This is a genomic window from Arthrobacter sp. 01N444 (assembly GCF_056399305.1).
In genome coordinates this window covers 23,912-44,907 of the sequence record NZ_JBFTRB010000008.1, presented here as the reverse complement: position 1 = coordinate 44,907, position 20,996 = coordinate 23,912, and the positions used below count along the sequence as shown (strand labels likewise).

At 65.3% G+C, this 20,996-nt stretch carries 22 protein-coding genes, 1 other RNA gene and 1 pseudogene; 14 read left to right on the top strand and 10 right to left on the bottom strand.

Translation table 11 applies throughout. The features are described from left to right. The first annotated feature begins 1,020 nt into the window (after positions 1 to 1,020). The 14 genes and pseudogenes from AC1DKN_RS11420 to ssrA all read left to right on the top strand — a co-directional run bounded on the left by AC1DKN_RS11420 (position 1,021) and on the right by ssrA (position 13,727). The gene (locus AC1DKN_RS11420) at positions 1,021 to 3,993 is read left to right on the top strand and encodes an Eco57I restriction-modification methylase domain-containing protein (protein WP_476871306.1); all 2,973 of its coding nucleotides are present in this window, start codon (positions 1,021 to 1,023) and stop codon (positions 3,991 to 3,993) included. Between the two features lie 78 nt (positions 3,994 to 4,071). Then, positions 4,072 to 4,419: pseudogene (locus tag AC1DKN_RS11415) on the top strand (CpaF family protein); the annotation flags it as partial. Beyond that, positions 4,419 to 5,273, top strand: coding sequence for a type II secretion system F family protein (locus AC1DKN_RS11410; protein WP_476871305.1), 855 nt, complete (start codon positions 4,419 to 4,421; stop codon positions 5,271 to 5,273). The pseudogene AC1DKN_RS11415 and the gene AC1DKN_RS11410, both read left to right, overlap by 1 nt. After that, positions 5,270 to 6,211, top strand: a complete 942-nt coding sequence (locus AC1DKN_RS11405; RefSeq protein ID WP_476871304.1) for a type II secretion system F family protein — start codon at positions 5,270 to 5,272, stop codon at positions 6,209 to 6,211. Before AC1DKN_RS11410 ends, AC1DKN_RS11405 begins: the two co-directional genes overlap by 4 nt. A 316-nt stretch (positions 6,212 to 6,527) precedes the next feature. Continuing rightward, the gene (locus tag AC1DKN_RS11400; protein ID WP_476849007.1) at positions 6,528 to 6,731 is read left to right on the top strand and encodes a hypothetical protein; all 204 of its coding nucleotides are present in this window, start codon (positions 6,528 to 6,530) and stop codon (positions 6,729 to 6,731) included. 3 nt (positions 6,732 to 6,734) lie between these two features. Then, positions 6,735 to 7,160 carry a TadE family protein gene (locus AC1DKN_RS11395; RefSeq protein WP_476856706.1) on the top strand — a complete coding sequence of 142 codons (426 nt, stop codon included), beginning with the start codon at positions 6,735 to 6,737 and terminating at the stop codon, positions 7,158 to 7,160. Beyond that, on the top strand, positions 7,141 to 7,593 hold the full coding sequence (locus AC1DKN_RS11390; RefSeq protein ID WP_476856707.1) for a hypothetical protein: 453 nt from the start codon (positions 7,141 to 7,143) through the stop codon (positions 7,591 to 7,593). Before AC1DKN_RS11395 ends, AC1DKN_RS11390 begins: the two co-directional genes overlap by 20 nt. A 35-nt stretch (positions 7,594 to 7,628) precedes the next feature. Beyond that, complete coding sequence (locus AC1DKN_RS11385; RefSeq protein ID WP_476856708.1) at positions 7,629 to 8,042, top strand: pilus assembly protein TadG-related protein; 414 nt, start codon at positions 7,629 to 7,631, stop codon at positions 8,040 to 8,042. 160 nt (positions 8,043 to 8,202) lie between these two features. Further along, positions 8,203 to 9,318, top strand: a complete 1,116-nt coding sequence (gene prfB, locus AC1DKN_RS11380; protein ID WP_223916104.1) for a peptide chain release factor 2 — start codon at positions 8,203 to 8,205, stop codon at positions 9,316 to 9,318. 193 nt (positions 9,319 to 9,511) lie between these two features. Then, positions 9,512 to 10,333, top strand: coding sequence for a cell division ATP-binding protein FtsE (gene ftsE / locus AC1DKN_RS11375; protein WP_043435207.1), 822 nt, complete (start codon positions 9,512 to 9,514; stop codon positions 10,331 to 10,333). Continuing rightward, positions 10,330 to 11,244 carry a permease-like cell division protein FtsX gene (gene ftsX, locus AC1DKN_RS11370; RefSeq protein WP_476871303.1) on the top strand — a complete coding sequence of 305 codons (915 nt, stop codon included), beginning with the start codon at positions 10,330 to 10,332 and terminating at the stop codon, positions 11,242 to 11,244. The genes ftsE and ftsX overlap by 4 nt, the downstream gene beginning before the upstream one ends. 26 nt (positions 11,245 to 11,270) lie before the next feature. Continuing rightward, on the top strand, positions 11,271 to 12,674 hold the full coding sequence (locus tag AC1DKN_RS11365) for a M23 family metallopeptidase (protein ID WP_243181320.1): 1,404 nt from the start codon (positions 11,271 to 11,273) through the stop codon (positions 12,672 to 12,674). Positions 12,675 to 12,776: 102 nt separating this feature from the next. Continuing rightward, positions 12,777 to 13,247: an SsrA-binding protein SmpB gene (gene smpB / locus AC1DKN_RS11360; RefSeq protein WP_026266743.1), complete on the top strand. Its 471-nt coding sequence runs from the start codon at positions 12,777 to 12,779 to the stop codon at positions 13,245 to 13,247. A 111-nt stretch (positions 13,248 to 13,358) separates the two neighbouring features. Next, positions 13,359 to 13,727: a transfer-messenger RNA gene (ssrA, locus tag AC1DKN_RS11355) on the top strand. 142 nt (positions 13,728 to 13,869) lie between these two features. On the opposite strand, the gene AC1DKN_RS11350 is transcribed toward ssrA, so the two are convergent. From AC1DKN_RS11350 to AC1DKN_RS11305, 10 genes are all read right to left on the bottom strand, one after another. Continuing rightward, positions 13,870 to 14,214 carry an SHOCT domain-containing protein gene (locus AC1DKN_RS11350; RefSeq protein WP_230007703.1) on the bottom strand — a complete coding sequence of 115 codons (345 nt, stop codon included), beginning with the start codon at positions 14,212 to 14,214 and terminating at the stop codon, positions 13,870 to 13,872. 39 nt (positions 14,215 to 14,253) lie between these two features. After that, positions 14,254 to 14,718, bottom strand: coding sequence for a DUF6325 family protein (locus tag AC1DKN_RS11345; RefSeq protein WP_223916098.1), 465 nt, complete (start codon positions 14,716 to 14,718; stop codon positions 14,254 to 14,256). Positions 14,719 to 15,019: 301 nt separating this feature from the next. Beyond that, positions 15,020 to 15,154, bottom strand: coding sequence for a hypothetical protein (locus AC1DKN_RS11340; RefSeq protein WP_018775274.1), 135 nt, complete (start codon positions 15,152 to 15,154; stop codon positions 15,020 to 15,022). Between the two features lie 47 nt (positions 15,155 to 15,201). Next, positions 15,202 to 15,573: a hypothetical protein gene (locus tag AC1DKN_RS11335; protein ID WP_223916096.1), complete on the bottom strand. Its 372-nt coding sequence runs from the start codon at positions 15,571 to 15,573 to the stop codon at positions 15,202 to 15,204. An 87-nt stretch (positions 15,574 to 15,660) separates the two neighbouring features. Next, the gene (locus AC1DKN_RS11330) at positions 15,661 to 16,029 is read right to left on the bottom strand and encodes a fluoride efflux transporter FluC (protein ID WP_223916176.1); all 369 of its coding nucleotides are present in this window, start codon (positions 16,027 to 16,029) and stop codon (positions 15,661 to 15,663) included. Beyond that, positions 16,029 to 16,478 (bottom strand): fluoride efflux transporter FluC, encoded by a 450-nt coding sequence (locus AC1DKN_RS11325; protein WP_476871302.1) that lies wholly within the window; start codon positions 16,476 to 16,478, stop codon positions 16,029 to 16,031. The genes AC1DKN_RS11330 and AC1DKN_RS11325 overlap by 1 nt, the downstream gene beginning before the upstream one ends. Next, the gene (locus AC1DKN_RS11320; RefSeq protein WP_079553023.1) at positions 16,479 to 17,192 is read right to left on the bottom strand and encodes a metal-dependent transcriptional regulator; all 714 of its coding nucleotides are present in this window, start codon (positions 17,190 to 17,192) and stop codon (positions 16,479 to 16,481) included. A 16-nt stretch (positions 17,193 to 17,208) separates the two neighbouring features. Then, positions 17,209 to 18,495 carry an Nramp family divalent metal transporter gene (locus tag AC1DKN_RS11315; RefSeq protein WP_476848814.1) on the bottom strand — a complete coding sequence of 429 codons (1,287 nt, stop codon included), beginning with the start codon at positions 18,493 to 18,495 and terminating at the stop codon, positions 17,209 to 17,211. A 167-nt stretch (positions 18,496 to 18,662) separates the two neighbouring features. Beyond that, positions 18,663 to 19,418 (bottom strand): class I SAM-dependent methyltransferase, encoded by a 756-nt coding sequence (locus AC1DKN_RS11310; RefSeq protein WP_476871354.1) that lies wholly within the window; start codon positions 19,416 to 19,418, stop codon positions 18,663 to 18,665. A gap of 137 nt (positions 19,419 to 19,555) precedes the next feature. Continuing rightward, a complete protein-coding gene (locus AC1DKN_RS11305; RefSeq protein ID WP_476871301.1) occupies positions 19,556 to 20,995 on the bottom strand; it encodes an aminotransferase class V-fold PLP-dependent enzyme in 1,440 nt (479 codons plus the stop codon). Between the last annotated feature and the right edge of the window lies 1 nt (position 20,996).

Below are 20,996 nucleotides of genomic sequence, written 5' to 3'. Positions count from 1 at the left end.
CTTCGGGGTGGCGGGCGCGGCGGACCTCGCGGGCCAAATTGATCCGCCGCGAAACCGGCTGCAGATGATTTGGCCGGATGCAGGGTGGGTTCGCGCAGATGTGCTCCAGTTCCTTGTTGGGGGCGTGGCCCCCTATGAACCAGACATACATGAGCCGATGACCAAGCCACTCGCGTCCGCCCACCACTATCGCGGCGTACTTGCGGTTCTTGCTACCGGTCCACTCCCAACACCCAGTGACGGGGTTGACGTGGATTGATCCAGCTATCCGTTCCAGCTCGGCGTCCATTACCGGCGAACCCTCGTGGCCCTCGTCCAGCCGTTCGAGCGCCCGGCGCTCGTGGCGGCGGCAGTAGCCGAGCTTGTCGGCTTTCGTAGGGCACCCCGGTTCCTGGCACTTCGGGCGGGAACGGCGGACCTGTTCATAGTGCATCTTGCAAAGATGGCTGGCGTAGTGAGCGCGTCCGCACCCTTCCGTCCTGCAGCCAGGCCGTGCTGTCTTTGCCAGTCGTTCGCCTCCCTTTGGTTGAGGTGTTTATTGCACTTTTCGGAGAGAGTGATTTCGCCGAAGTCGCCTACTCGCGCTTGCGAAGGACGGCCCTGGGCCGTCGTCAGTTTGGGTGGCGGGTATTACTAGTAAGCGCCCAGTTCTCCCATCTCGGACGGACAGCCCTAAAGGCTGGCCCGTGGCCGGCTTCTGTGGTTGGCTCGGAACCCTTTGCGGCTTCCAGTATCGGGACAACACTGCTCTTAATCCACAATCGCAGGACTGGACTGGAGGGGCGTCAGGCCCGTCGAACTGCGGGTCTGCCGGGGTCCCAAGGGACACCCGGCCCTCCACTCCGTTCCTCTTGAAGACCATTGTGGGGACTTTCACACCATTTCCGGTTGCAGTTCCAAACCGTTCGCTGACGGCGCACGAGCGATGCGTCATTGGTCCAAGTGTCGCGAGCTAAGAATCACGGCGGCACGGCTTAGTCTGAAACCCGACCACCAACGACTGCTTGAAGGATCTAACGAATGACGAGTGAGAAGAACTTCCCGGCGTTGCTCCGCGAGAAAGTCGAACAGTTCCGCCGTCACGAGATGGAGTACTTAAACCCTCTCTACAAAGAAGCAAGCACTCGGATTGACTTCATCGATCCGTTCCTGGAATCCCTCGGCTGGGATGTTGGGAACAGGGCGGGCGCGGCTGAACGTTGGAAGCCGGTCGTGGTGGAGCCGAGCCAAGCTGTTGAGGGCCTAAAGCGGACTCCTGACTACGCACTGCGGGTTGGTGGCGAGAACGCGATATTTGTGGAGGCCAAGAAGCCTGCCGTGCGACTGGCCGTTGACGCTGGTCCAGCCCTCCAGGCCCGGCGCTACGGCTGGTCCGGCAAGCTTCCAATTGTTGTACTCACAGACTTCAGTGAGTTGGCGATTTATGATGCCTCGGTCATCCCGAAGGTGGGTGATGGCCCGCGAGTGGCTCGTCTTCATTACTTCACTTATGACCAGTTCGAAGAAAACTGGGATCTCATTGAATCGCTGCTGTCCTTTGAAGCTGTATCCGCTGGCAATCTGAAAGCACTTGAGGCATCGCTGCCCTCCCGGGCCGGTAAAGACAAGATCGACAAGGTCTTCCTGAAAGACCTTGAGACGGCGCGTGAGACTTTGGCATCGCACCTCGCCGAGCTTAACCCGCGTCTGACGGACGATGAGCTCCTGACCGTAGTCCAGCTGACTCTCGACCGCATTGTGTTCTTCCGCATCTGTGAGGATCGCGGCATTGAGCCCTTCGGAGCTCTTCGACAGGCAGCAGAAAGCCCAGACGTACGCAAGGCGCTCGACTACCTCTACAAGTCGGCGGACGCCCGGTACAACTCAGGCTTGTTCCATTTTGACGAGGAACCCGGCAGGCCAGCTCCGGACCATTTGTCCGCATCTGTGGAGATCAAGGATGACGTCCTCGCGGACATCATCCTGCGCTTCTATCCGCCGAGCAGTCCCTACGCATTCAGCGTGATGCCCATTGAAATCATGGGTCGCGCGTACGAGAGCTTCCTCTCGAAGCGAATCGTACGCAACCGGGGCCAGGTCAGTCTCGAACTGAAACCTGAATACAGGAAGGCCGGTGGGGTGTTCTACACACCTGAGTGGCTTTCTCAGGCGGTTGTTGAACGCACTCTGGCTCCCATTTTGGAAGGCAAAACGCCAGACTCAATCGCCCGTACCAAGGGCGAATATAGAGTCCTAGACCCCGCCTGCGGCTCGGGCAGCTTCCTCGTCGCGTCGTACAAGTACCTATTGGATTGGTACCTAAACAGCTACCTGACGGATGAGTCCAAATGGATGAAGACGCGGCCTCCGAGGCTTGAGAAGAACCAAACGGGTGAGCTTGTTCTCTCTCTCACCGAACGGAAACGAATCCTCCTGGAACACATTTTCGGAGTGGACTTGGACCCTCAGGCTGTCGAGATAGCGAAGCTCAGCCTGCTCGTCATCGTGCTGGAGGATCAAACTGGTGCGGGTCTGCAAGAGCAGTTCGCAGTGTTCAAAGATCGGCTGCTACCGGACCTTGATAGGAATATCAAGTGCGGCAATAGCCTGATCTCTCCTGACGCTCTGACCGACTTCGAGATCATCCACTCTATTGACTCGCGACACGTCGAATTGCGTCCCTTTGACTGGCGAGCCGAGTTCGGGAGCCGGTTCCGTGTCATTGTCGGAAACCCGCCCTGGCTTATGGCCGGATACGAGATCGAGCCGCTGGCGCTGAACTATTTGAAGACGCGCTACGCCTCGTACACGGGTAAAGCCGATCTCTATTACCTGTTCCTGGAGAGATGTCTTGATCTTGTAGCTGAAGACGGCCGTGTGAGTCTCGTGGTTCCAAACAAGATGTTCACCACCCGGGCCGGGAGCGGTATCCGAAAGGTGCTGTCGGAGAAGCCATGGGTCGAAGAGATTATCGACTTCCAAACTGAGCAGATATTCGACAAGGCCACTAACTACACGCAGGTTTTGATCCTGAGTCCTCCAAAGGCCAACCGGACGACTGTGAAGTACACGCGCAGCCTGAAGCAGTTCGAAGCACAACAAGATTGGTTGCTACAACCGAAACAGCTAAACGAACAGCGATGGGATACAAATTCCCCGCAAGCGACGGCGCTGTGGGATAAGTTGAGGTCGATCTCCCGCCCGTTGGCGGACATCGTTCGCGGCTTCGGAAACGGCGTCCAAACGGGGGCCGATCCTGTCCTCTTGATCACTGCGCTGGAGGCCAATGCCAACAAAATTGAGTCCGAGCACCTGAAGCCCCTTCTTCGCGGGCAGGATATTAGGAATGGCTTCTTAGCTCCACCGCAGAAGTTCCTCGTATTTCCGTATGGGGAGGTTGATGGCGACTACGTGGTGCTGAACAAGTATCAGCTTGCACGGGCCCCGTATCTGGATGCATACGTCCACGAGCACGAAGAAGCCCTAAAGAAGCGTCGTTGGTTCGGAAAATCCGCGCAGGAACTGACCGGCGAATGGTGGGGCTTGATGCACCTTGACGCGGCCACATCTTTTGCGAGCCGCCATATACTCACGCCGAGCTTGAGTAATCGGTCTAACTTCGCGCTTGGCAACGGCTCAATGTTCCCGACTGGAACGGCTGGTGTAACCAGCCTGCTGCTGGCGAGTGACACTGATGCCTCTGCAATGTTGGCTCTGTTGAACAGCAAACTAATATCCAGTTTCATCATCGCGCACAGCACGCCGTACCAAGGGTCCTACTTCAAGTTCTCCGCGCCATACCTGAAAGCGGTCCCCATCATTCCAATGAGCGCCGAGACTCAGGCGCGGCTAGCAGGACTATGGCAAAGCCGCATCAATGGGTCGACGCCCGAACAAATTCGGCTCACAGATCAACGCATAAACGAGGTTGTAAATGATCTCTACGGCATTGATCCGACTGAACTTGATCTAGTGGCGCATCAGCTTCTTCCACTGACCACTGAGTGGACGTAGGCCGAGTTTTTGTAAGGGCCGGGCTGTCTTTCAGGACAATCATGGGGTGACTCGTTGCACTGTGCTTGAAAGAAGCCCGGCCTTCCCGGGATGTGCACCGTGCATGCGAACTCCGCCCATGATGCCGTGACGAAAATCTGCACGCTGCCGCTGCTCGCCGGCGACAACATCTCCAGCGCGTTCGTAGTGCCCACCGTCGCGTCCTGCATCGATCTGGTGGTCCATTGCAGCAGGCACGCCAGCGGGCGCCGACAGGTCACCGAGATCCTGTCCCTGGGCCGCCGGGTGGAAAACGGGATCATCGAGTCATCCATGGTGTTCACGATGTCGGACGGGCAGCTTCTGCCCAAGGCCAACTCCATGCCCGCCGCGGAAAAGTTTGCCCGCTCCGGGTACGACGTCGCGGCGCTGCTGGAGCAGCGGTGATGGCGCCGCTGGTCGGGATGGTGGGCGGCGCCGGCCTCCTGCTGATCTGGTGGTCCGCGTGGGAGACGCCTGAGAGCGTGCGGCGCAGGCCCCGGACCAGCCGGCTTGAGGACCTCCTGCGGTCGGCGGGCATCGAAAAGGTCAGCGCGGCAGGTCTGCTCGCCTCGTGCCTTGGACTCGGGGCCTTCACAACGCTCGCGTTCTTCGCGGTTACCGGGTCTTGGCCGATCTCGGGATGCTTTGGCCTGTTCGGCGGCTGGCTGCCGATGGCGATGGTCCGGTGGCGTGCCAGAAAGCGCACGGCTGTCCTCCGCCAGCTCTGGCCCGACGTCGTTGATCATTTGCGCTCAGCCATCAGGGCCGGACTGTCGCTGCCGGAGGCCCTTATCCAGCTGGGCGACAAGGGCCCCGTGGAGCTTCGCCACGTGTTTGTGGACTTTGGCTCCGACTACCGGTCGGGAGGCCAATTCGATCCCTCACTCACCCGGCTCAAGGACCGTCTGGCCGATCCCGTGGCGGACCGGATCGTCGAGGCCCTCCGGCTCACCCGGGAGGTGGGCGGTTCGGACCTCGGGAGGCTGCTGGGCACCCTCGCGGAGTTCCTGCGGGAAAGTGCCAGGACCCGGAGTGAGCTGGAGGCAAGGCAATCCTGGACCGTCAACGCCGCACGCCTGGCCGTCGCTGCGCCCTGGATTGTCCTGGTGTTGCTGGCCAGCCGTCCTGAGGCTGTGATGGCGTACAACACCCCGCTCGGCGCTGCCGTCCTTTTGGGCGGCCTTGCCGTCTCCCTGCTGTCCTATGCCATCATGCTGCGTATCGGGGCGCTGCCGGAAGAACAGCGGGTCCTCCGATGACCGGCCTGATGGCCGGCGCCACGGTGTGCGGGGCCGTGCTCGGGGCGGGCCTGTGGCTGTTCCTCGTCCGGCTCCCCTTCATGCGCCCAACGACGTTCGTCGAACGTATCGAACCGCAGCTGAGAACCCACAGCCTCGAATCCCGGCTTTTGCGCACCGCCCCGCGGAATATCACACCGTTTGGGCCGCTCGAACGGATCCTCCGCCCGGCGTTCCGGGACGGTGCCAGGTCCCTGGGCCGGATCAACCTTGGCGCGACGGCGTTAAACCGCAGGCTCGCCCGCGCCGGCAGCGCCAAAACAGCCGTGGACTTCCGGGCTGAGCAACTCCTCTGGGCGGCCGGCGGTTTCGTCCTCGCCGTCGGCGTTGTGGCGCTCGCCGGCTCGATGGGCCGCTTCAGCCCGTTCGTCGCCGTCGTGGCCGTCGTGGGCAGCGCCGTCGGCGGGTTCCTGCTCCGGGACTACCTGTTGGGCGCGCACATCAAGAAAAGGGAGGCGCGGATGATGGCGGAGTTTCCGAGCATCGCCGAACTCATGGCCCTGGCCGTCAGCGCCGGCGAAAGTGCCACCGGTGCCCTGGACCGGGTCTGCCGCAGCGCGCGGGGTGAGCTCTCGCAGGAATTCGGCCGGATCCTCGCCGAGACCCGGTCCGGCAAGCCCCTCGTGGAAGCCCTCCACGAGTTCTCGTCCAGGACCGATCAAGGGCCGCTGCTCCGTTTCGTGGACGGGATGATCGTGGCCGTCGAACGTGGAACACCCCTCGCCGACGTCCTCCGGGCGCAGGCACAGGATGTCCGGGACACAGCCAAGAGGGAGCTCATGGAGTCCGCCGGCAAGAAGGAAATCGGCATGATGGTGCCGCTTGTCTTTGGTGTCCTTCCGCTCACGGTCATCTTCGCCGTCTTCCCCGGCCTGGCCGCGATCAGTCTCGGACTCTAGGAACCTGGCGAACGACGGCGACGGACAGCCGACGACGGACAGCCGGCGGCTGCCCACCGGCCGGCCCGGGCAGGACTCAAGAAAAGTCATACGAGGAGGGAACAGGATACGAAGGACGCCCTGCAGCTGGCCGGCCAGCCTGGGGCACACGGTGCACGATCTGCCGGCGACACGTCACGAACCATCAGATCCAAAAACGGGACTCCGGAAAAACAGAAAAACAGAAAACAGAAAACCAGAGAACCAGAGAACCAGGAAAGAGGACACGGTGAAGAACTTCGGAACCCGGGCGGCATTGGCGGCCTGCGCGCTCAGCATGTTGACCTGGTGGTCTGCTCCGTCGCAAGCGCGGGCGGGGGACCACTCTGACGTGGGAACCGCCCATCCCCAGCGCGGGGACGTCCCCGGCTGGGTCATGATCACCCTCATGTCGGCAGTCCTCGTGGCCGCCCTGCTCGCCCTCGCCGGTCCTGCGCTTGAGGGACTCTTCAACCAGGCCATGGACAAGGTCGGACAGTAGGCGATGGCAGCCCAGGGCGGGGGGACCGGGCGCCAGATCGAAAGCGGGGAAAACCGCAAGGGCGTAGAGCGGGGCGCTGCAGTGGTGGACTTCGTGCTGATCGGTGCGTTGCTCACCTTGCTCTTCCTCGCGATCGTCCAGCTCACCCTGGTACTTCACGTCCGGAATACGCTGATCGACGCCGCCGCCTCGGGCGCCAGATACGGCACGTTGGCCGACCGCAACGACGGGGACGCCAAGGAACGGACTGTCCAGCTGATCACCGCGGCGCTCAACCCGGATTTCGCGCGGGACGTGGGGACAAGCGAATCGACGTTCCAGGGCATCCGCACACTCGAGGTGACCGTCCGGGCACCCCTGCCGGTCATCGGCTTCATCGGTCCCCGGGCGCTCTTGGAGGTGAAGGGCCATGCGGCCATCCAGCGGTGAACGGCCGGAGCACGGCGCCTCACCGGAACAGGGCAGTGCCGTGGTCGAGTTCGTCTTCCTGTCCGCGCTGCTGATGGTGCCCCTGGTGTACTTCATCATCACCGTGGGCCAGATCCAGGGCGGCTCGTTCGCAGTCGTGGGCGCCGCCGACCAGGCCGCCAAGGTCTACGTGGCCCAGCCGGACGCGGCCAGCGGCCGGGCAGCGGCAGAGCAAGCCGTGCTGCTGGCGCTCGCCGATTACGGCCAGCCGGCGGAAAACGCCACCGTCGACACCCGCTGCGAACCTGCCGACTGTCTGGCTCCCGGCTCGGCGGTGACAGTCACCGTCCGCCTCACCGTGCCCCTGCCGTTTGTGCCGTTCAGCGACGCACTGCATCTGAACGCGAGCCAGCTCAGCGCGTCGGCAACCCAGCTGGTGGGCAGGTTCCGGTGAGGGGCCGGCCCGGGCCCCGCCCGCAGGAGGGGCAGGTGCTGGTGCTGAGCATCGGCTTCGTGCTGATTGCCCTGCTGGTCGCCACCGTCGTGATGGCGGCCTCCAGCGTCTACCTCGAACACAAGAAGCTGCTCTCCCTCGCGGACGGTGCCTCGGTGGCGGCCGCGGACAGTTTCACCCTCGGCCAGCTGGGCAACGCCGGCGGCACACCGTCCGCCGTCCTCAGCGGGGCGAGGGTGCGCAGCGCCGCCGTCGACTATCTGGGCCGCAACGGCGCGTTCGACCGCTTCAGCGCCCTGGCCGTGGCGTCCTCGACGGGCAGCCCGGACGGCGCCACCGCCGTCGTGGTGTTGAGTGCAGCCGTCCACCCGCCGGTGGTGAACTTCCTGGTGCCGGACGGCATCCGGATCGAGGCGACGTCCACGGCGCGGTCCCGCCTCAGCCGCTGAGTTGCTGGCCCACCACTCCGGTTGCCCTGTCAGTAGATGCTGCCAACCAGGCCGTCGGGCAACCCAAAGTGACAGGGCAACCATCTATCGGGCAACCCGAAGTGATAGGGAAACCGGCAGGGTCGGGCGGCTAGGACACATAGCGTAGGCTTAAAAAACCATGGCAAACATTGATTTTCCCGCTGAAATCCGCGCACTGCGGGCCACCTACACGTCCATCGAGAACGTCTCGAACGTCGAGGCGCTCAAGGAAGACATCGCCGAGCTCAGCGAGCGGGCCGGTGAACCCAATCTTTGGGACGACCCCGCCGCGGCGCAGGTCATCACCTCGAAGCTCTCGCACAAGCAGACCGAGCTTGAGCGGCTCAACAAGCTCGTGGCCAGGATCGACGACCTCGAGGTCCTCGTGGAGCTCGGCCAGGACGAGGACGACGCCGACTCCATGGCCGACGCCGCCGCGGAACTCGAATCGGTCCGCAAGGCGCTGGCCGACCTTGAAGTCGTCACCCTGCTCTCCGGCGAGTTCGACGAGCGCGAAGCCGTGGTGACCATCCGCGCGGGCGCCGGTGGCGTGGACGCGGCGGACTTCGCCGAAATGCTGCTGCGCATGTACCTGCGCTGGGCCGAACGCCATGGCTACCCGACCACCATCATGGATACCTCCTATGCCGAAGAAGCCGGGCTGAAGTCCGCCACGTTCGAGGTCAAGGCGCCGTACGCCTTCGGCACCCTCAGCGTCGAGGCCGGCACCCACCGCCTGGTCCGGATCAGCCCGTTCGACAACCAGGGCCGCCGCCAGACCTCATTCGCGGCCGTGGAAGTGATCCCGCTGATCGAGCAGACGGACTCGATCGACATCCCGGACAACGAGATCCGCGTGGACGTCTTCCGTTCCTCCGGCCCCGGCGGCCAGTCGGTCAACACCACCGACTCCGCGGTGCGCCTGACCCACATCCCCACCGGCACCGTGGTGTCGATGCAGAATGAAAAATCGCAGCTGCAGAACCGCGCCGCCGCCCTGCGCGTGCTGCAGTCCCGGCTCCTGCTGCTGAAGAAGGAACAGGAGGACGCCGAGAAGAAGGCGTTCGCCGGCGACGTCAAAGCCTCATGGGGCGACCAGATGCGCTCCTACGTCCTGAACCCGTACCAGATGGTCAAGGACCTCCGCACCGAGCACGAGGTGGGCAACACCTCGGCCGTGTTCGACGGCGAAATCGACGACTTCATCGACGCCGGCATCCGCTGGCGGACGGACAACCGCAACGCCGAGAAGTAGGCCCGGCGCCCTGCCGGGCGCCTCCACTGGGAGGTCCCTGACAATCGCGCGACACGCCCCGCCGTTCCGGCGGTTCCGCCGTTACCCGTGCGTATAGTCGAGGGGCCGGAGCTCTACTTCCCCCAAACGAAAGCCCTTGCGCCGGCAGCAGAACCGGGCCCTCGCGGTCATGTCCTGCAGGGTACTAAGGGCCATGATCCGTTTCGAAAATGTCACCAAGGTCTATGACCAGAAGGCGCGGCCGGCGCTGGATTCGATCAACCTTGAGATCGACCGTGGCGAATTCGCCTTCCTCGTCGGCGCCTCCGGCTCCGGCAAATCGACCTTCCTGCGCCTGGTCCTCAAAGAGGACCGCGCCTCCTCCGGCGCCGTCTACGTGGCCGGCCAGAACGTCGCAAACATCTCCAGCTGGCGCGTGCCGCGCCTGCGCCGCGGAATCGGCGTCGTCTTCCAGGACTTCCGCCTGCTGCCGCAGAAGACCGTCTTCGCCAACGTCGCCTTCGCCATGCAGGTCATCGGCAAGAGCCGCAGCGTCATCCGCGACACCGTCCCCGAGGTCCTGAAGACCGTCGGCCTGGAAGGCAAAGAAAACCGTCTCCCGCACGAACTCTCCGGCGGCGAGCAGCAGCGCGTGGCGATCGCCCGCGCCGTCGTGAACCGCCCCGGCATCCTGCTGGCCGACGAGCCGACCGGAAACCTGGACCCCACTACCTCGATGGGCATCATGGGCGTGCTGGACAAGATCAACCAGAACGGCACCACCGTGGTGATGGCCACGCACGACGACGACATCGTCAACGAAATGCGCAAACGGGTGGTGGAACTGAAGAACGGGGTCGTGATCCGCGACGAGGCCAAGGCCCTCTACACCTCCATGATTCCCGTCGTGGGCCAGTCGCGCCGCCTGCGCGACGCCAGCGGAAGGGACGAACAGCCGCAAGTTATCCCGCCCCGGGCCGGCTCGCGCGCCGAAGCCCGCGCCGAGTTCCGCACCGCAGGGGAGGGCCAGGCGTGAGGCTTGCATTCGTCCTGGGCGAGATCGGCAGCGGCCTGCGCCGCAACCTGTCCATGGTGATCTCCGTGATCCTGGTGACCTTCGTGTCGCTGACCTTCGTCGGCGCCGCAGGCATGCTGCAGCTGCAGATCAACCAGATGAAGGGCTACTGGTACGACAAAGTCCAGGTGGCCATCTTCCTCTGCAGTGACGGTTCGACGGCGCCCGGCTGCGCCACCGGTCCGGCGACGCCGGAGCAGGAGGACAACCTGCGCACGCTGCTGAAATCGGCCGCTGTGGCGCAGTACGTCAACGACTTCCAGTACGAGTCCAAGGACGACGCCTACAAGCACTTCAAGGAACAGTTCTCCAATTCCCCGATCGTTGACTCCGTGACCCCGGACCAGCTGCCGGCGTCCTTCCGGATCAACATGAAGGACCCGGAGAAATACGAGATCATCAGCGAGACGTTCTCCTCCCAGGCTGGGGTGGAGACCGTGATCGACCAGCGGCAGCTGCTGGAGCGGCTGTTCTCGGCCATGAACGCCGCGTCCCTGGTGGCCGTGAGCATTGCCGGCGTCATGATCATCTGCGCCATCCTCCTGATCGCAACCACTATCCGGCTCTCCGCGTTCAGCCGCCGCCGGGAAACAGGCATCATGCGCCTGGTGGGCGCGTCCAAGATGGTGATCCAGCTCCCGTTCATCCTCGAAGGCGTGATCGCCGCGGTGATCGGTGCCGCCCTGGCCTCCGGCACCCTGTGGGCCGTGGCCCGCTTCTTCCTCGAAGGCGTCCTGTCCAAGCAGTATCCGGACACCGCGTTTATCTCGCCCGGGCAGACCCTGATCCTGGTACCTGCCCTGATTGGCCTGGGCGTTGTCCTGGCCGGAATTTCCTCCCTGCTGACCCTCCGCCGGTACTTGCGGGTCTAGCTTTGCGCAACGAAAAGGGAATGCTTATGACACCGATGGCCCGCCGCCCCCTCCGGCAATCCCTCCGGCTCCGCCTGGTGGGGCGCCGCAGCCGGATGATCAGCGCCACCCTGGCGCTGGTCCTGGCCGGGACCATGGGGGCCTCGAGTCCGGCGGCATTCGCCGACGACCTTGAGGACCAGCAGGCCGCGCTGCGCGAGGAGGCGGCCCGGGTCCAGCACTCCCTCGAATTCGTGGACGGCAAGATCGCCCAGGCCGCGGCAGACCTGGTCCTGTACCAGGGCCAGCTCCCCGGCGCCCAGCAGGCGCTCACGGACGCCCAGGGCCGGGTGGCCGGAGCGGTCCAGGAAGTGCAGGCCCTCGCGGCCCGCGTGGACCTGGCGCAGCAGAACAAGGCAAAAATCACGCAGCAGCTGGAAGCCGACAAACAGAAGATCGCGGACACCCGGAAACTGATCGGGCAGATCGCCACGCAGGCCTACAAGTCCGGCGGCGTCCCGTCCAACCTGTCCCTGTTCTTCGGCTCGAACCAGGGCAGCAGCCTGACGGACACCATCGACCTCGCGGACCAGGCCCTGCGCAGCCAGAACTCCGCGATGGACAAACTCACCCAACAGAGCGCCACCAACGTCAACGCGCAGGCCCGGCTGGCCGCCGTCGAGGCTGAAATCACCGACCTCAAGGCCAAAGCCGACGCCGCACTGGCCCGGGAAAAGGCCGCCCGGGACGAGGCCGCAGCCAAGAAGGCCGCCGTGGACAAGCTGATCGCCGACACCACCCGGCTCGACGCCCAACTCCAGGCCGCCAAGCCCGGCATCCAGAACCAGCTCGCCCAGGTCAAGGCCCAACAGGACGCCGTCGCCGCCGAGATCGCCGAACGCGACCGGAAGCTGCGTGAGGCCTGGCTGGCCGAGCAGCGGCGCATTGCCGAGGCCGCGGCGGCCGCCGCCCGGGCACAGGGACAGGCGGTCCAGCCGTATGTCCCGCCGGCCCAGGGCTCGCCGTCGGCCTTCGGGCTGCAGCACCCGTTCCCCGGCAATATTCCGATCACCTCCGGGTTCGGCTGGCGGGCGACGCCGCCGGGCACCATCGACTTCTACGGCCAGGGCGGCTACATGCACACCGGCATCGATTTCGGTGCCGCCTGCGGCACGCCCGTCTACGCCGCGGCTGCCGGCACCGTCTTCTCGGCCGGCTGGGCCAACGACGGCGGCGGCAACAACGTGAAGATCTCCCACGGGGTGGTCCAGGGCAACTCGCTGACCACGATTTACTACCACAACACTTCCGTGGCGGTCTCGGTCGGCCAGCACGTCAACCAGGGACAGCTGATCGCCTATTCAGGCACCACCGGCAACTCCACCGGCTGCCACTCGCACTTCGAGACCTGGCTCAACGGCCGGGCCGTGGACCCGATGAACCTGCTGTAGTCCGGCCCGGGCCATCCGCTGAGGCGGTCGCACTGCCGTAAACTGGAAAGACTCCGCACCACCTGGCCGGAGTGAACCACCAACAAACCGAGGAGTCCTACCGTGCCCAAAGAAAGTGGCCGTAAGGTAGTGGCCACCAACCGCAAGGCCCGGCACGACTATCACGTCCTTGACACCTATGAGGCCGGCATCGCGCTGATGGGCACGGAAGTAAAGTCCCTGCGCGAGGGCCATGCCTCGATGGTGGACGGCTTCTGCACGTTCTACAACGACGAGCTGTGGATGGAGGGCATCCACATCCCCGAGTATCACCAGGGGAGCTGGACGAACCACGCCGCACGCCGCCGCCGCAAGCTGCTGCTGCACCGCGAAGAGCTCACGAAGATCTCGCACAAAATCCGCGAGTCGGGCTTCACGATCGTGCCGCTGCAGCTGTACTTCGTGGACGGCCGCGCGAAGGTCGAAATCGGCGTCGCCCGCGGCAAGAAGGAATACGACAAGCGCCAGACGCTGCGCGAACAGCAGGACAAGCGCGAGGCCCAGCGCGTCATGCGCGAACGCAACCGCCGCTAGCGCGCCGCAGGCTGTCACGGTCCCCGGGAATGTTTCCCGGAGGCGGTGCGTTATGATTGGTAGTCCGGGAAGGATCCGAAAGTATCCGGTCCGGGTTTGATAAAAAAATACGGGGATGATCGGTTTCGACGATGTTAGTCGCGACAGGTGAAGCGGGCCGAGGATGCAGAATTATCTCGTAAACGCTGTCTGCAAACCAATAAGTGCCGAATCAAAACGCACTGACTTCGCTCTCGCTGCCTAAGCAGTAAGACAGTCCGTCAGCCCGAGGTTGCTATTGCCCCGGATCCTGGCGTCATTTAGATAGCCACTGCTGTTTACCTCCGTCATCGGGGTAAACGGGACTCTTAGGTGACTGGGCCCGGATCAGCCAGCTGTTTGCAGCATGGCTGGGGCCGAGAAAATCCGACGCAAACTGCGCCCGGAGAAGCCCTGACAACACGACATCGGACGGGGGTTCAATTCCCCCCATCTCCACATAGGGGCCCGGCAACGGCGCTCCACCCCGTATTGGGTTCACGAAACTCCCCGCCGGCTTCTGTCGGCGGGGAGTTTTGTGCTTAAGGCCAAAGAGGAGGGAAGCGTCTTCCGACACTTCCCTCCTCCTTCCAGTTGTTTGGCACTACATGCCGAGGATCTTCGCCTTCTGGACGCCAAACTCTTGTTCCGTGAGAATCCCTTGATCCTTCAGCGCCCCGAGCTGCTTGAGCTGTTCGAGGGCTTCGTTTGAGATGCCGCCGGCAGCCGGGGGAGGGGGTGGTGGCTGCTGGTAGACCGGCTGCTGGTAGGCCTGCGGCGGTGGTTCCTGCTGGGCCATCTGCGAATCGTAGGCCTCCTGCTGCTTGGCCGCGGTCGCGGCGTCCTTCTCGGCAAACTTGTTGGCCTGGCGGCGCTGGACCCGGCCGCTGACTGCACTAGCCGTTCCGGCAACGACTGCCGTCCGTGCCACACCCCTAAGAAGTCCCATAATTCTCTTCCTCTCACATCTCTTGTTCTGCGTCAGGTCTCAGGCGTCGGCAACCGGAGGTGCGGCGGCGTCAAGTGCATCAAGTGCTTCCATCACGTCCGGAGCAGGGATCCGCGTGCTCGCGATGAGTTCGCCCCCGCTGTCCCGAACGGCCGCCACGAACGGTGCCGCCCAGGTGTTCTCGTAGACGATCAGCGCGGCCACCGTCCCGGGGAGCAGCGCGGCCGAGGCCTCGGCGATGTCATCGTCGCCCAAAAGCCCGGTCCGGGCCCCCTCGAAGTAGGAGAACCCCGCCGCGGGACCGCCTGGGTCGGTGAGTTCGAGCACCTCGACAGATCCGTCGTCATTCTTCATGACGACGAGGAGATCGAAGAGGCGGATCACGCCCTGCTCGACGAGCTTAACGAGTTCCTCACTCGCCCGTCCCGTCAGTCCCGATACGGGGAACTCCAGGAGTACGAAGTCGACCGGCCCGTGGGCCTCAGTCTCCGGTGTGGTTGTCACTGGTATTCCTCCGGTCTGTGTCGAGCACGCTGTCTGGCGCACTGGTCTTAGTGTGGGCGGTCCCCGCCGGGCCGTCACCACCCGCGTCGAATGATTCCGATGGGCCCCGCGCCGCTCAACGGTTGGAACTGCCCCGCGGACATGGCCCCGGAACAGGACCTCTCGGTCGGATCCCAAGACCACTCAACCGCCAACGGGAGATTGTCACATCATCCATTTCGGGTGAGCCCCCAGCCCGACGGGACGTGTCAGGGCAACACGACAAGAGGCCGGAAGCAACGGCTTCCGGCCTCTCGATTATTCAGCGCTTCTTGATGTGTGCCACTGGGTCGGTGTGGGCATCAACGATGTGTTTCGCCTTTTTCTCTGCCCGTTTTTCCTTGATGGTTTTAACCGACTTCTTCGACACGCTCTGGTGCGGCGTCTTGTCAGGCATGGTGCTCTCCCTCACGGCAGGGGCCAGGGGTAGCCCCGTCTTTTAAGCTACGCCTCGGGAACGGCGGCGTCCACGATCCCTGCGAAACGGCTGCCGACGCCGTCGTACACACTGCGCACGAGCCCGGGCCCGAGCACCGGGATCTCGCGTGCCTCGTGGTGCGCGCAGCAGACGTAAGTGAACTCCGGCCACCATTTTTTGGGCCGGGCCGCTTCGGAGAATCCGCAGACGGCACAGGTGAGCTGGACCCAGACGGGCCGCTTGCCGGTGCGGTTTGCCTTGGACTGGACCAGCCACGCCGGCGGGTTGTCCAGCAGCTCGCCCAGCTCGGCCTCGGACAGCCGGGGCGGGATGCCGTGACGGTGCGCCATTTCCAGGGGAATGTCGAGGGTCTGGGCTGCTTCACGTCGGGTAACCATCCTTCAACGATACGGGAACGACGGCGGCCCGAAGCCACCAGGGCGCCCCGGTGTTACCCTCGACACACCGGCGGCGGGCTAAGGTTTTCAGCCCGCGAGGGCAAGCCCAAGCGCGGCGGCGGCGAGCCCCACGAGAAGGTTCGCGCCGATGTTGAGCGCCGCCGCCCGGTACCGCTCTTCGCTGACCAGGCGGACCGTCGCGGTGGTCCATGAGCTGAAGGTGGTCAGGCCGCCGGCGAGACCGGTTGCGATCGCGGCGTGCCAGTCGGTGCCCAGCTCCAGGTGGCCGGTCAGGCCGACGGACCAACCGATGATGAAGGATCCGGCGACGTTGACCGTGAACGTCGCCCAGGGCCAGTGCGGTCGGGAGCCCTGATGGTGCGCGAACCAGGAGTCGACGGCGAACCGCAGGAGTGCTCCCGCCACCCCGCACGCCCCGACCACGAGCGCGGTCATCATTGGGCACCGCCGCGGAGGTCTGCAATCGCCTTGCCGGTTTTCCAGCCGGCCGCCGCCGCCCCGAGGCCCAGGGCGAGCGAGAGCCCGAGGTAGGCCAGCCACGTGGCATGGAAGCCGCCGCGGATCTGCTGGTCAATGGCGATCACCAGCGCCGAAAAGGTGGTGAAGGAACCCAGGAGGCCGGGGCCGATGCCGGCCCGCAGCCAGAAAGCCGTCTGCGGCCGCGCGATCCAGAGGGTGGTCAGGGTGGCCAGAACGAAACTCCCGGAGACATTGATCGCCAACGTGGTCCACGGCACCGCGCCGGCGCTTTCGGGAAAAATCAGGCCGGCGCCGAAACGCAGCTCGGTTCCGATCAGCCCGCCGACGGCGACGGCGGACCAGGCCTTCCACCCCGGCACGCCGGGGCGCGGCACGGCCCGGCGCTCGTCCAGCACACCTTTCACTCAGCTCTCCGTGACGCTGCAGCCGGCGTGCCCGGCATCGCTGTGGACCCAGAGGGCCGAGGCGACCTCGTCGGCGAAATCGAATTCGCGCGGTGCCGCGGCGGAGCCTATCCGCACTACCATGGGGCCACCGAAGGGACGCCGGCCCACCACCTCCACTTCGGCGTCGAGGTCGATGTCCTCTGCGGCGAGATAGCGCAGGAGCTCCGGGTTCTCGTCGCTGATCCGGGTGATCCGGCCGGTGTGGCCGTCGTCGAGTTCGCTCAGGCGGTGGGCGGCGGGCATCAGCACCGAGCCGTCGGCTGCCGGAATGGGATCGCCGTGCGGGTCCCGGGTGGGGTTCCCCAGCTTGGCCGCCATGCGTTCAATAAAGGTGTCCGAGACGGCATGCTCCAGGAGTTCGGCTTCGTCATGGACCTCGTCCCAGCGGTACCCCAGCTCGCGGACGAGGAAAGTCTCGATCAGCCGGTGCCGCCGGACCATGGACAGGGCGAGCCGGACTCCATCGCTGGTGAGCGTGACGGCGCTGTAGGGCTTGTGGTCCACGAGGCCCTGGTCCTTGAGCTTGCGGACCATTTCCGAAACCGAGGAGTTGGCGACGCCCAGGCGCTGCGCCAGCTGCGTGGAGGTGATGGGCTTGCGCTGCCACTCGGTGAACGAATAGATGACCTTGACGTAGTCCTCGATCGAGGAGGAGGGCGTACTGGTCTTCACAGACCTAAGCCTACCGTCAGCTGCTTCCGGAGAAAGTGAGCCACAGCAGCACCAGGTTGAGAGCCACTACGAGCACCACGCTGATGATGGCGGCGACTCGGAGGGCCGGGCCGTCGGCGAACCGGCCCATCAGGGCTTTGTTGCTGGTCAGCACCACCAGCGGGACCAGGACAAAGGGAATCCCGAAGCTGAGGACCACCTGGCTCAGGACGAGCGCCCAAGTGGGGTCGAAGCCCACCGCCAGCAGCACGACGGCGGGGATGAGGGTCACGACGCGCCGGGCCATGACGGGGATCCGGATCTTGAGCAGGCCCTGCATGATGGTGCCGCCGGCATAGCAGCCCACCGAGGTCGATGCCAGGCCGGAGGCGAGCAGCCCGACCGCGAAGATCACGCCGACGATCGGGCCGAGATTGGCGGTGATGGCGGCGTGCGCGCCCTCGATCGTGTCCGTGCCTTCTTCGCCGCCGAGGGTGGAGGCGGCCAGGAGCAGCATGCCGATGTTGACCAGTCCGGCGATCGCGAGGGCGGCCACGACGTCGAACCGAGTGGCCCGGACCAGGCGCGCGATGGCCGCCGGGGGAACATGCAGGTGTTCGTCCGGCCGGTGCCGGTCCCGGGACAGGGCCGAGTGGACGTAGATGGCGTGCGGCATGACGGTGGCCCCGAGCATGCTGGCGGCCAACAGGACGGTGTCCGGGCCCTGGAAACCGGGCATCAGCCCGGCCAGGGCGGCCCCCGGATCGGGCGGGCTGATGAACAGCCCGGCCAGGAAGCCGACTGTGATGATGCCGAGCAGGAACATGATGATGAATTCGAACGGCCGCTGTTTCTGCCGGGCCTGGACCGCGAGCAGGAGCATCGACACGGCGCCGACAATCACGGCGCCAAGGGGGAGGGGCAGGCCGAAAAGCAGGTACAGGGCGATTGCGCCGCCCACCACCTCCGCGAGATCGGTGGCGGCGGCGACAACTTCGGCCTGCACCCAGAAGGCGCGGCGCCAGAACGGCTTGAGCCGTTCACCAAGGATTTCGGGAAGGCTCTTGCCCGTGACGATCCCGAGCTTGGCGGACTGGTACTGGACGAGGACGGCCATGACGTTGGCGGCCACGAGGACCCACACCAGCAGATAGCCGTACTGCGCTCCGGCGGTCAGGTTGGCGGCCACGTTTCCGGGGTCCACGTAGGCGATCGACGCCACGAAGGCCGGTCCCAACAGGCCGATCAGCGCCCTCCGGGCCCCCGGGTGTTTGTAAGTGGGGGCGTCCTGCGCCGGTTGCCCGTGTCCCGTTAGCTCCAGCACTGCCAGCTCCTGTGATTGGCGCGTCGGCGTTGACGCGATGATCGGCGCCGGCCGGAAAACAGCCGGTGTCAAAGTTTCGTGTGCCTATAAGAATTTATTAGGCATACCGAAACAATAAGCCCGGCGGGCGCTGCGTGCAATCCGGGGGAATCCGGGGTGAGCGTGCATCAGGCCCGGAAGGCCCGCCACGTCTGGGTCAGGTAGGGCAGCCGGAGCACCTCGCCCGGCATATGTCCCAGGTGCTCGTGCAGGTACCAGAGGAGGTTGGCGGTGACCTTGGCCCGGGTGGAGTCCGATGCCGCGAGATAGTAGCTGCGGGACTTGGCCAGCTCCTGGATGTCCTCCGTCGTGATGGAATCCTCCCAGCGCGTCAGGTGGCGCTCAAGCCCGGTGAACTCGGGGCCCACGGCCGGACGGAAGTGTGGTTTGTGGACGTCCCCGGCGTGCATGATCCGGGAGAGCCGGTGCACCCAGGGCACGCTGGTGTCCAGCTGGTTCCAGATCAGACCCAGCACGCCGTGCGGCCGCAGGATCCGGGCAATCTCGGCGCTTGCCAGGCCGGGGTCGCACCAGTGCCACGCCTGGGCGACCGTGACCAGGTCAAAGGACTCCGGCTCGAGACCGGTGTCCTCGGCGCTGCCCTCGATGGCGGTGACGTCTGGCAGGGTCCGGCGCAACTGCCCGAGCATGTCGGGAGAGGGGTCCACGGCCACCGTGCCCAGTCCGCGTTCCGCCAAAAGGGAGGTGAACTTCCCGGTGCCCGCGCCAATGTCCGCGGCGTCCCTGGCCCCCGCCGGGACCAGCCAGTCGGCTGACTCCTGCGGATAGCCGGGGCGGACGCGCTCGTAGTGCTCCCCGCCGTCCTGGAAGCTTTGTCCGAGTTCCTGGCGCCGCACGCTGTGCAGCTTCGGTCCGCTGTGCAGTTTCGGTCCGCTGTGCGGCTTGACTCCGCTGTGGAGCCTGGGGCCGGCGCTTGCCACGTGCGATCTCCTTCGGGAAGGTCCTGCTGGTTTCAGATACCTTTCGAATTTACCGCACCCGCGCCGGGCCCCGATCCTGCCTAGCCGAGGGTGCAGGGCGCAGCGCCGGCGGTGCCCGGGGTGTTCGGCGCCCAGTGGGGATAGCTGCGGGTATCGTTGGCCGGCACCCAGCGGCCGGCATCCACCACGTAATCCCAGCCGAGTCCGTTCTGCCGCAGCTGCTGCAGGCCGGCCAGCAGGCGTTCGGCGTCCTCAAGCCGTGAGCCGAGGCCGAAGCTGGCCCGCAGGGAGCCGGCGGGCAGGCCGAGCCGCTTGAGCAGCGGGTGGGCGCAGAAGCGGCCGTCGCGCAGGCCAATGCCGTGTTCGGCCGACAGGTAGGCGGCCACCAGTCCGGCGTCGTAGCCCTCCACGGAAAAGTTCACGACGCCGATCGTGCCGGTGTCCGGCTGATCCCCTCCAGCGGAAGAAGCAGGGGAAGAATCGGAAGCCGAATCGGCAAAGATCCGGTGCACGGTTACTCCCTCGATGCCCTGGAGGCCCTCGACGAGGAAGGACCGGATGGCGTCCTCGTGGGCCTGCCACTGCTCCGGGTCCAGGGCCGCAATGACCTGGGTGGCGCGGGCGAGGGCCGCCGCGCCGAGGACGTTCGGCGAGCCGCCCTCGTGCCGGGCAGGTCCCGTGGTCCAGCTGACGGAGTCGAGCCGGGCATCGCGGACCGCGCCGCCGCCGGCCAGGTGCGGGGTGCCGGCGTCGAGCCAGTCCGTCCGCCCCACCAGCACGCCGGCGCCGAACGGGGCGTACAGCTTGTGCCCCGAGAAGGCGAGGTAATCGACGTCGTCCGCGGCGATATTGATCCGCCGGTGCGGGGCGAGCTGCGCGGCGTCGACAACGATCCTGGCGCCGTATTCGTGCGCCAGTGCGGCCAGGGTCCGGATCGGGAGGATCTCCCCGGTGACGTTGGAGGCGCCGGTGACGGCCAGCAGGCTGACGCCGCCGCGGGCGAGTTCGTCGCGCAGGCGGTCCACGGTGGCCGCGAGGGTGGCGGCGGCCACGACGCTGCGGTGCGGGACATTCTGCCAAGGCAGGAGGTTGGCATGGTGTTCGATGTCGAGGTAGAGGACCTCGCCCGCGGGCCGCCCGTCGCGCAGCGGCAGGCAGCCGGCCAGCAGGTTCAGGGAATCGGTGGTGTTGCGCGTGAAGATCACGGAATCGCCGGGCCGGCCGCCCACGAAGTCCCGCACGATGTCCCGGGCGTTCTCGTAGACGGAGGTGCTGATCTGTGATGCGTAGCCGGCGCCGCGGTGCACGCTTGCGTAGTACGGCAGGATTTCGTTCAGGTAGGCCGAGACCACGGAGAGGGCCGGTGCGGAGGCGCCGTAGTCGAGGTTGGCGTAGCGCGCGTGGCCGCCGGTGATCAGCGGGGCCTGGATTTCGGCCCCGGTGACGGCTGCCAGCGGGCGGGCCGCGAGGGCAAGCCGTGCATGGAATTCAGGGGCAACGGGGAAAATGGCAGTTGTCATG

What these genes read in the sequence shown, in the direction of transcription:
- AC1DKN_RS11420 (WP_476871306.1), top strand. Translation starts at nt 1,021, where the DNA reads ATGACGAGTGAGAAGAACTTCCCGGCGTTGCTCCGCGAGAAAGTCGAA.
- AC1DKN_RS11410 (WP_476871305.1), top strand. Translation starts at nt 4,419, where the DNA reads ATGGCGCCGCTGGTCGGGATGGTGGGCGGCGCCGGCCTCCTGCTGATC.
- AC1DKN_RS11405 (WP_476871304.1), top strand. Translation starts at nt 5,270, where the DNA reads ATGACCGGCCTGATGGCCGGCGCCACGGTGTGCGGGGCCGTGCTCGGG.
- AC1DKN_RS11400 (WP_476849007.1), top strand. Translation starts at nt 6,528, where the DNA reads ATGTTGACCTGGTGGTCTGCTCCGTCGCAAGCGCGGGCGGGGGACCAC.
- AC1DKN_RS11395 (WP_476856706.1), top strand. Translation starts at nt 6,735, where the DNA reads ATGGCAGCCCAGGGCGGGGGGACCGGGCGCCAGATCGAAAGCGGGGAA.
- AC1DKN_RS11390 (WP_476856707.1), top strand. Translation starts at nt 7,141, where the DNA reads ATGCGGCCATCCAGCGGTGAACGGCCGGAGCACGGCGCCTCACCGGAA.
- prfB (WP_223916104.1), top strand. Translation starts at nt 8,203, where the DNA reads ATGGCAAACATTGATTTTCCCGCTGAAATCCGCGCACTGCGGGCCACC.
- ftsE (WP_043435207.1), top strand. Translation starts at nt 9,512, where the DNA reads ATGATCCGTTTCGAAAATGTCACCAAGGTCTATGACCAGAAGGCGCGG.
- AC1DKN_RS11365 (WP_243181320.1), top strand. Translation starts at nt 11,271, where the DNA reads ATGACACCGATGGCCCGCCGCCCCCTCCGGCAATCCCTCCGGCTCCGC.
- AC1DKN_RS11350 (WP_230007703.1), bottom strand. Translation starts at nt 14,214, where the DNA reads ATGGGACTTCTTAGGGGTGTGGCACGGACGGCAGTCGTTGCCGGAACG.
- AC1DKN_RS11340 (WP_018775274.1), bottom strand. Translation starts at nt 15,154, where the DNA reads ATGCCTGACAAGACGCCGCACCAGAGCGTGTCGAAGAAGTCGGTTAAA.
- AC1DKN_RS11335 (WP_223916096.1), bottom strand. Translation starts at nt 15,573, where the DNA reads ATGGTTACCCGACGTGAAGCAGCCCAGACCCTCGACATTCCCCTGGAA.
- AC1DKN_RS11330 (WP_223916176.1), bottom strand. Translation starts at nt 16,029, where the DNA reads ATGACCGCGCTCGTGGTCGGGGCGTGCGGGGTGGCGGGAGCACTCCTG.
- AC1DKN_RS11305 (WP_476871301.1), bottom strand. Translation starts at nt 20,995, where the DNA reads ATGACAACTGCCATTTTCCCCGTTGCCCCTGAATTCCATGCACGGCTT.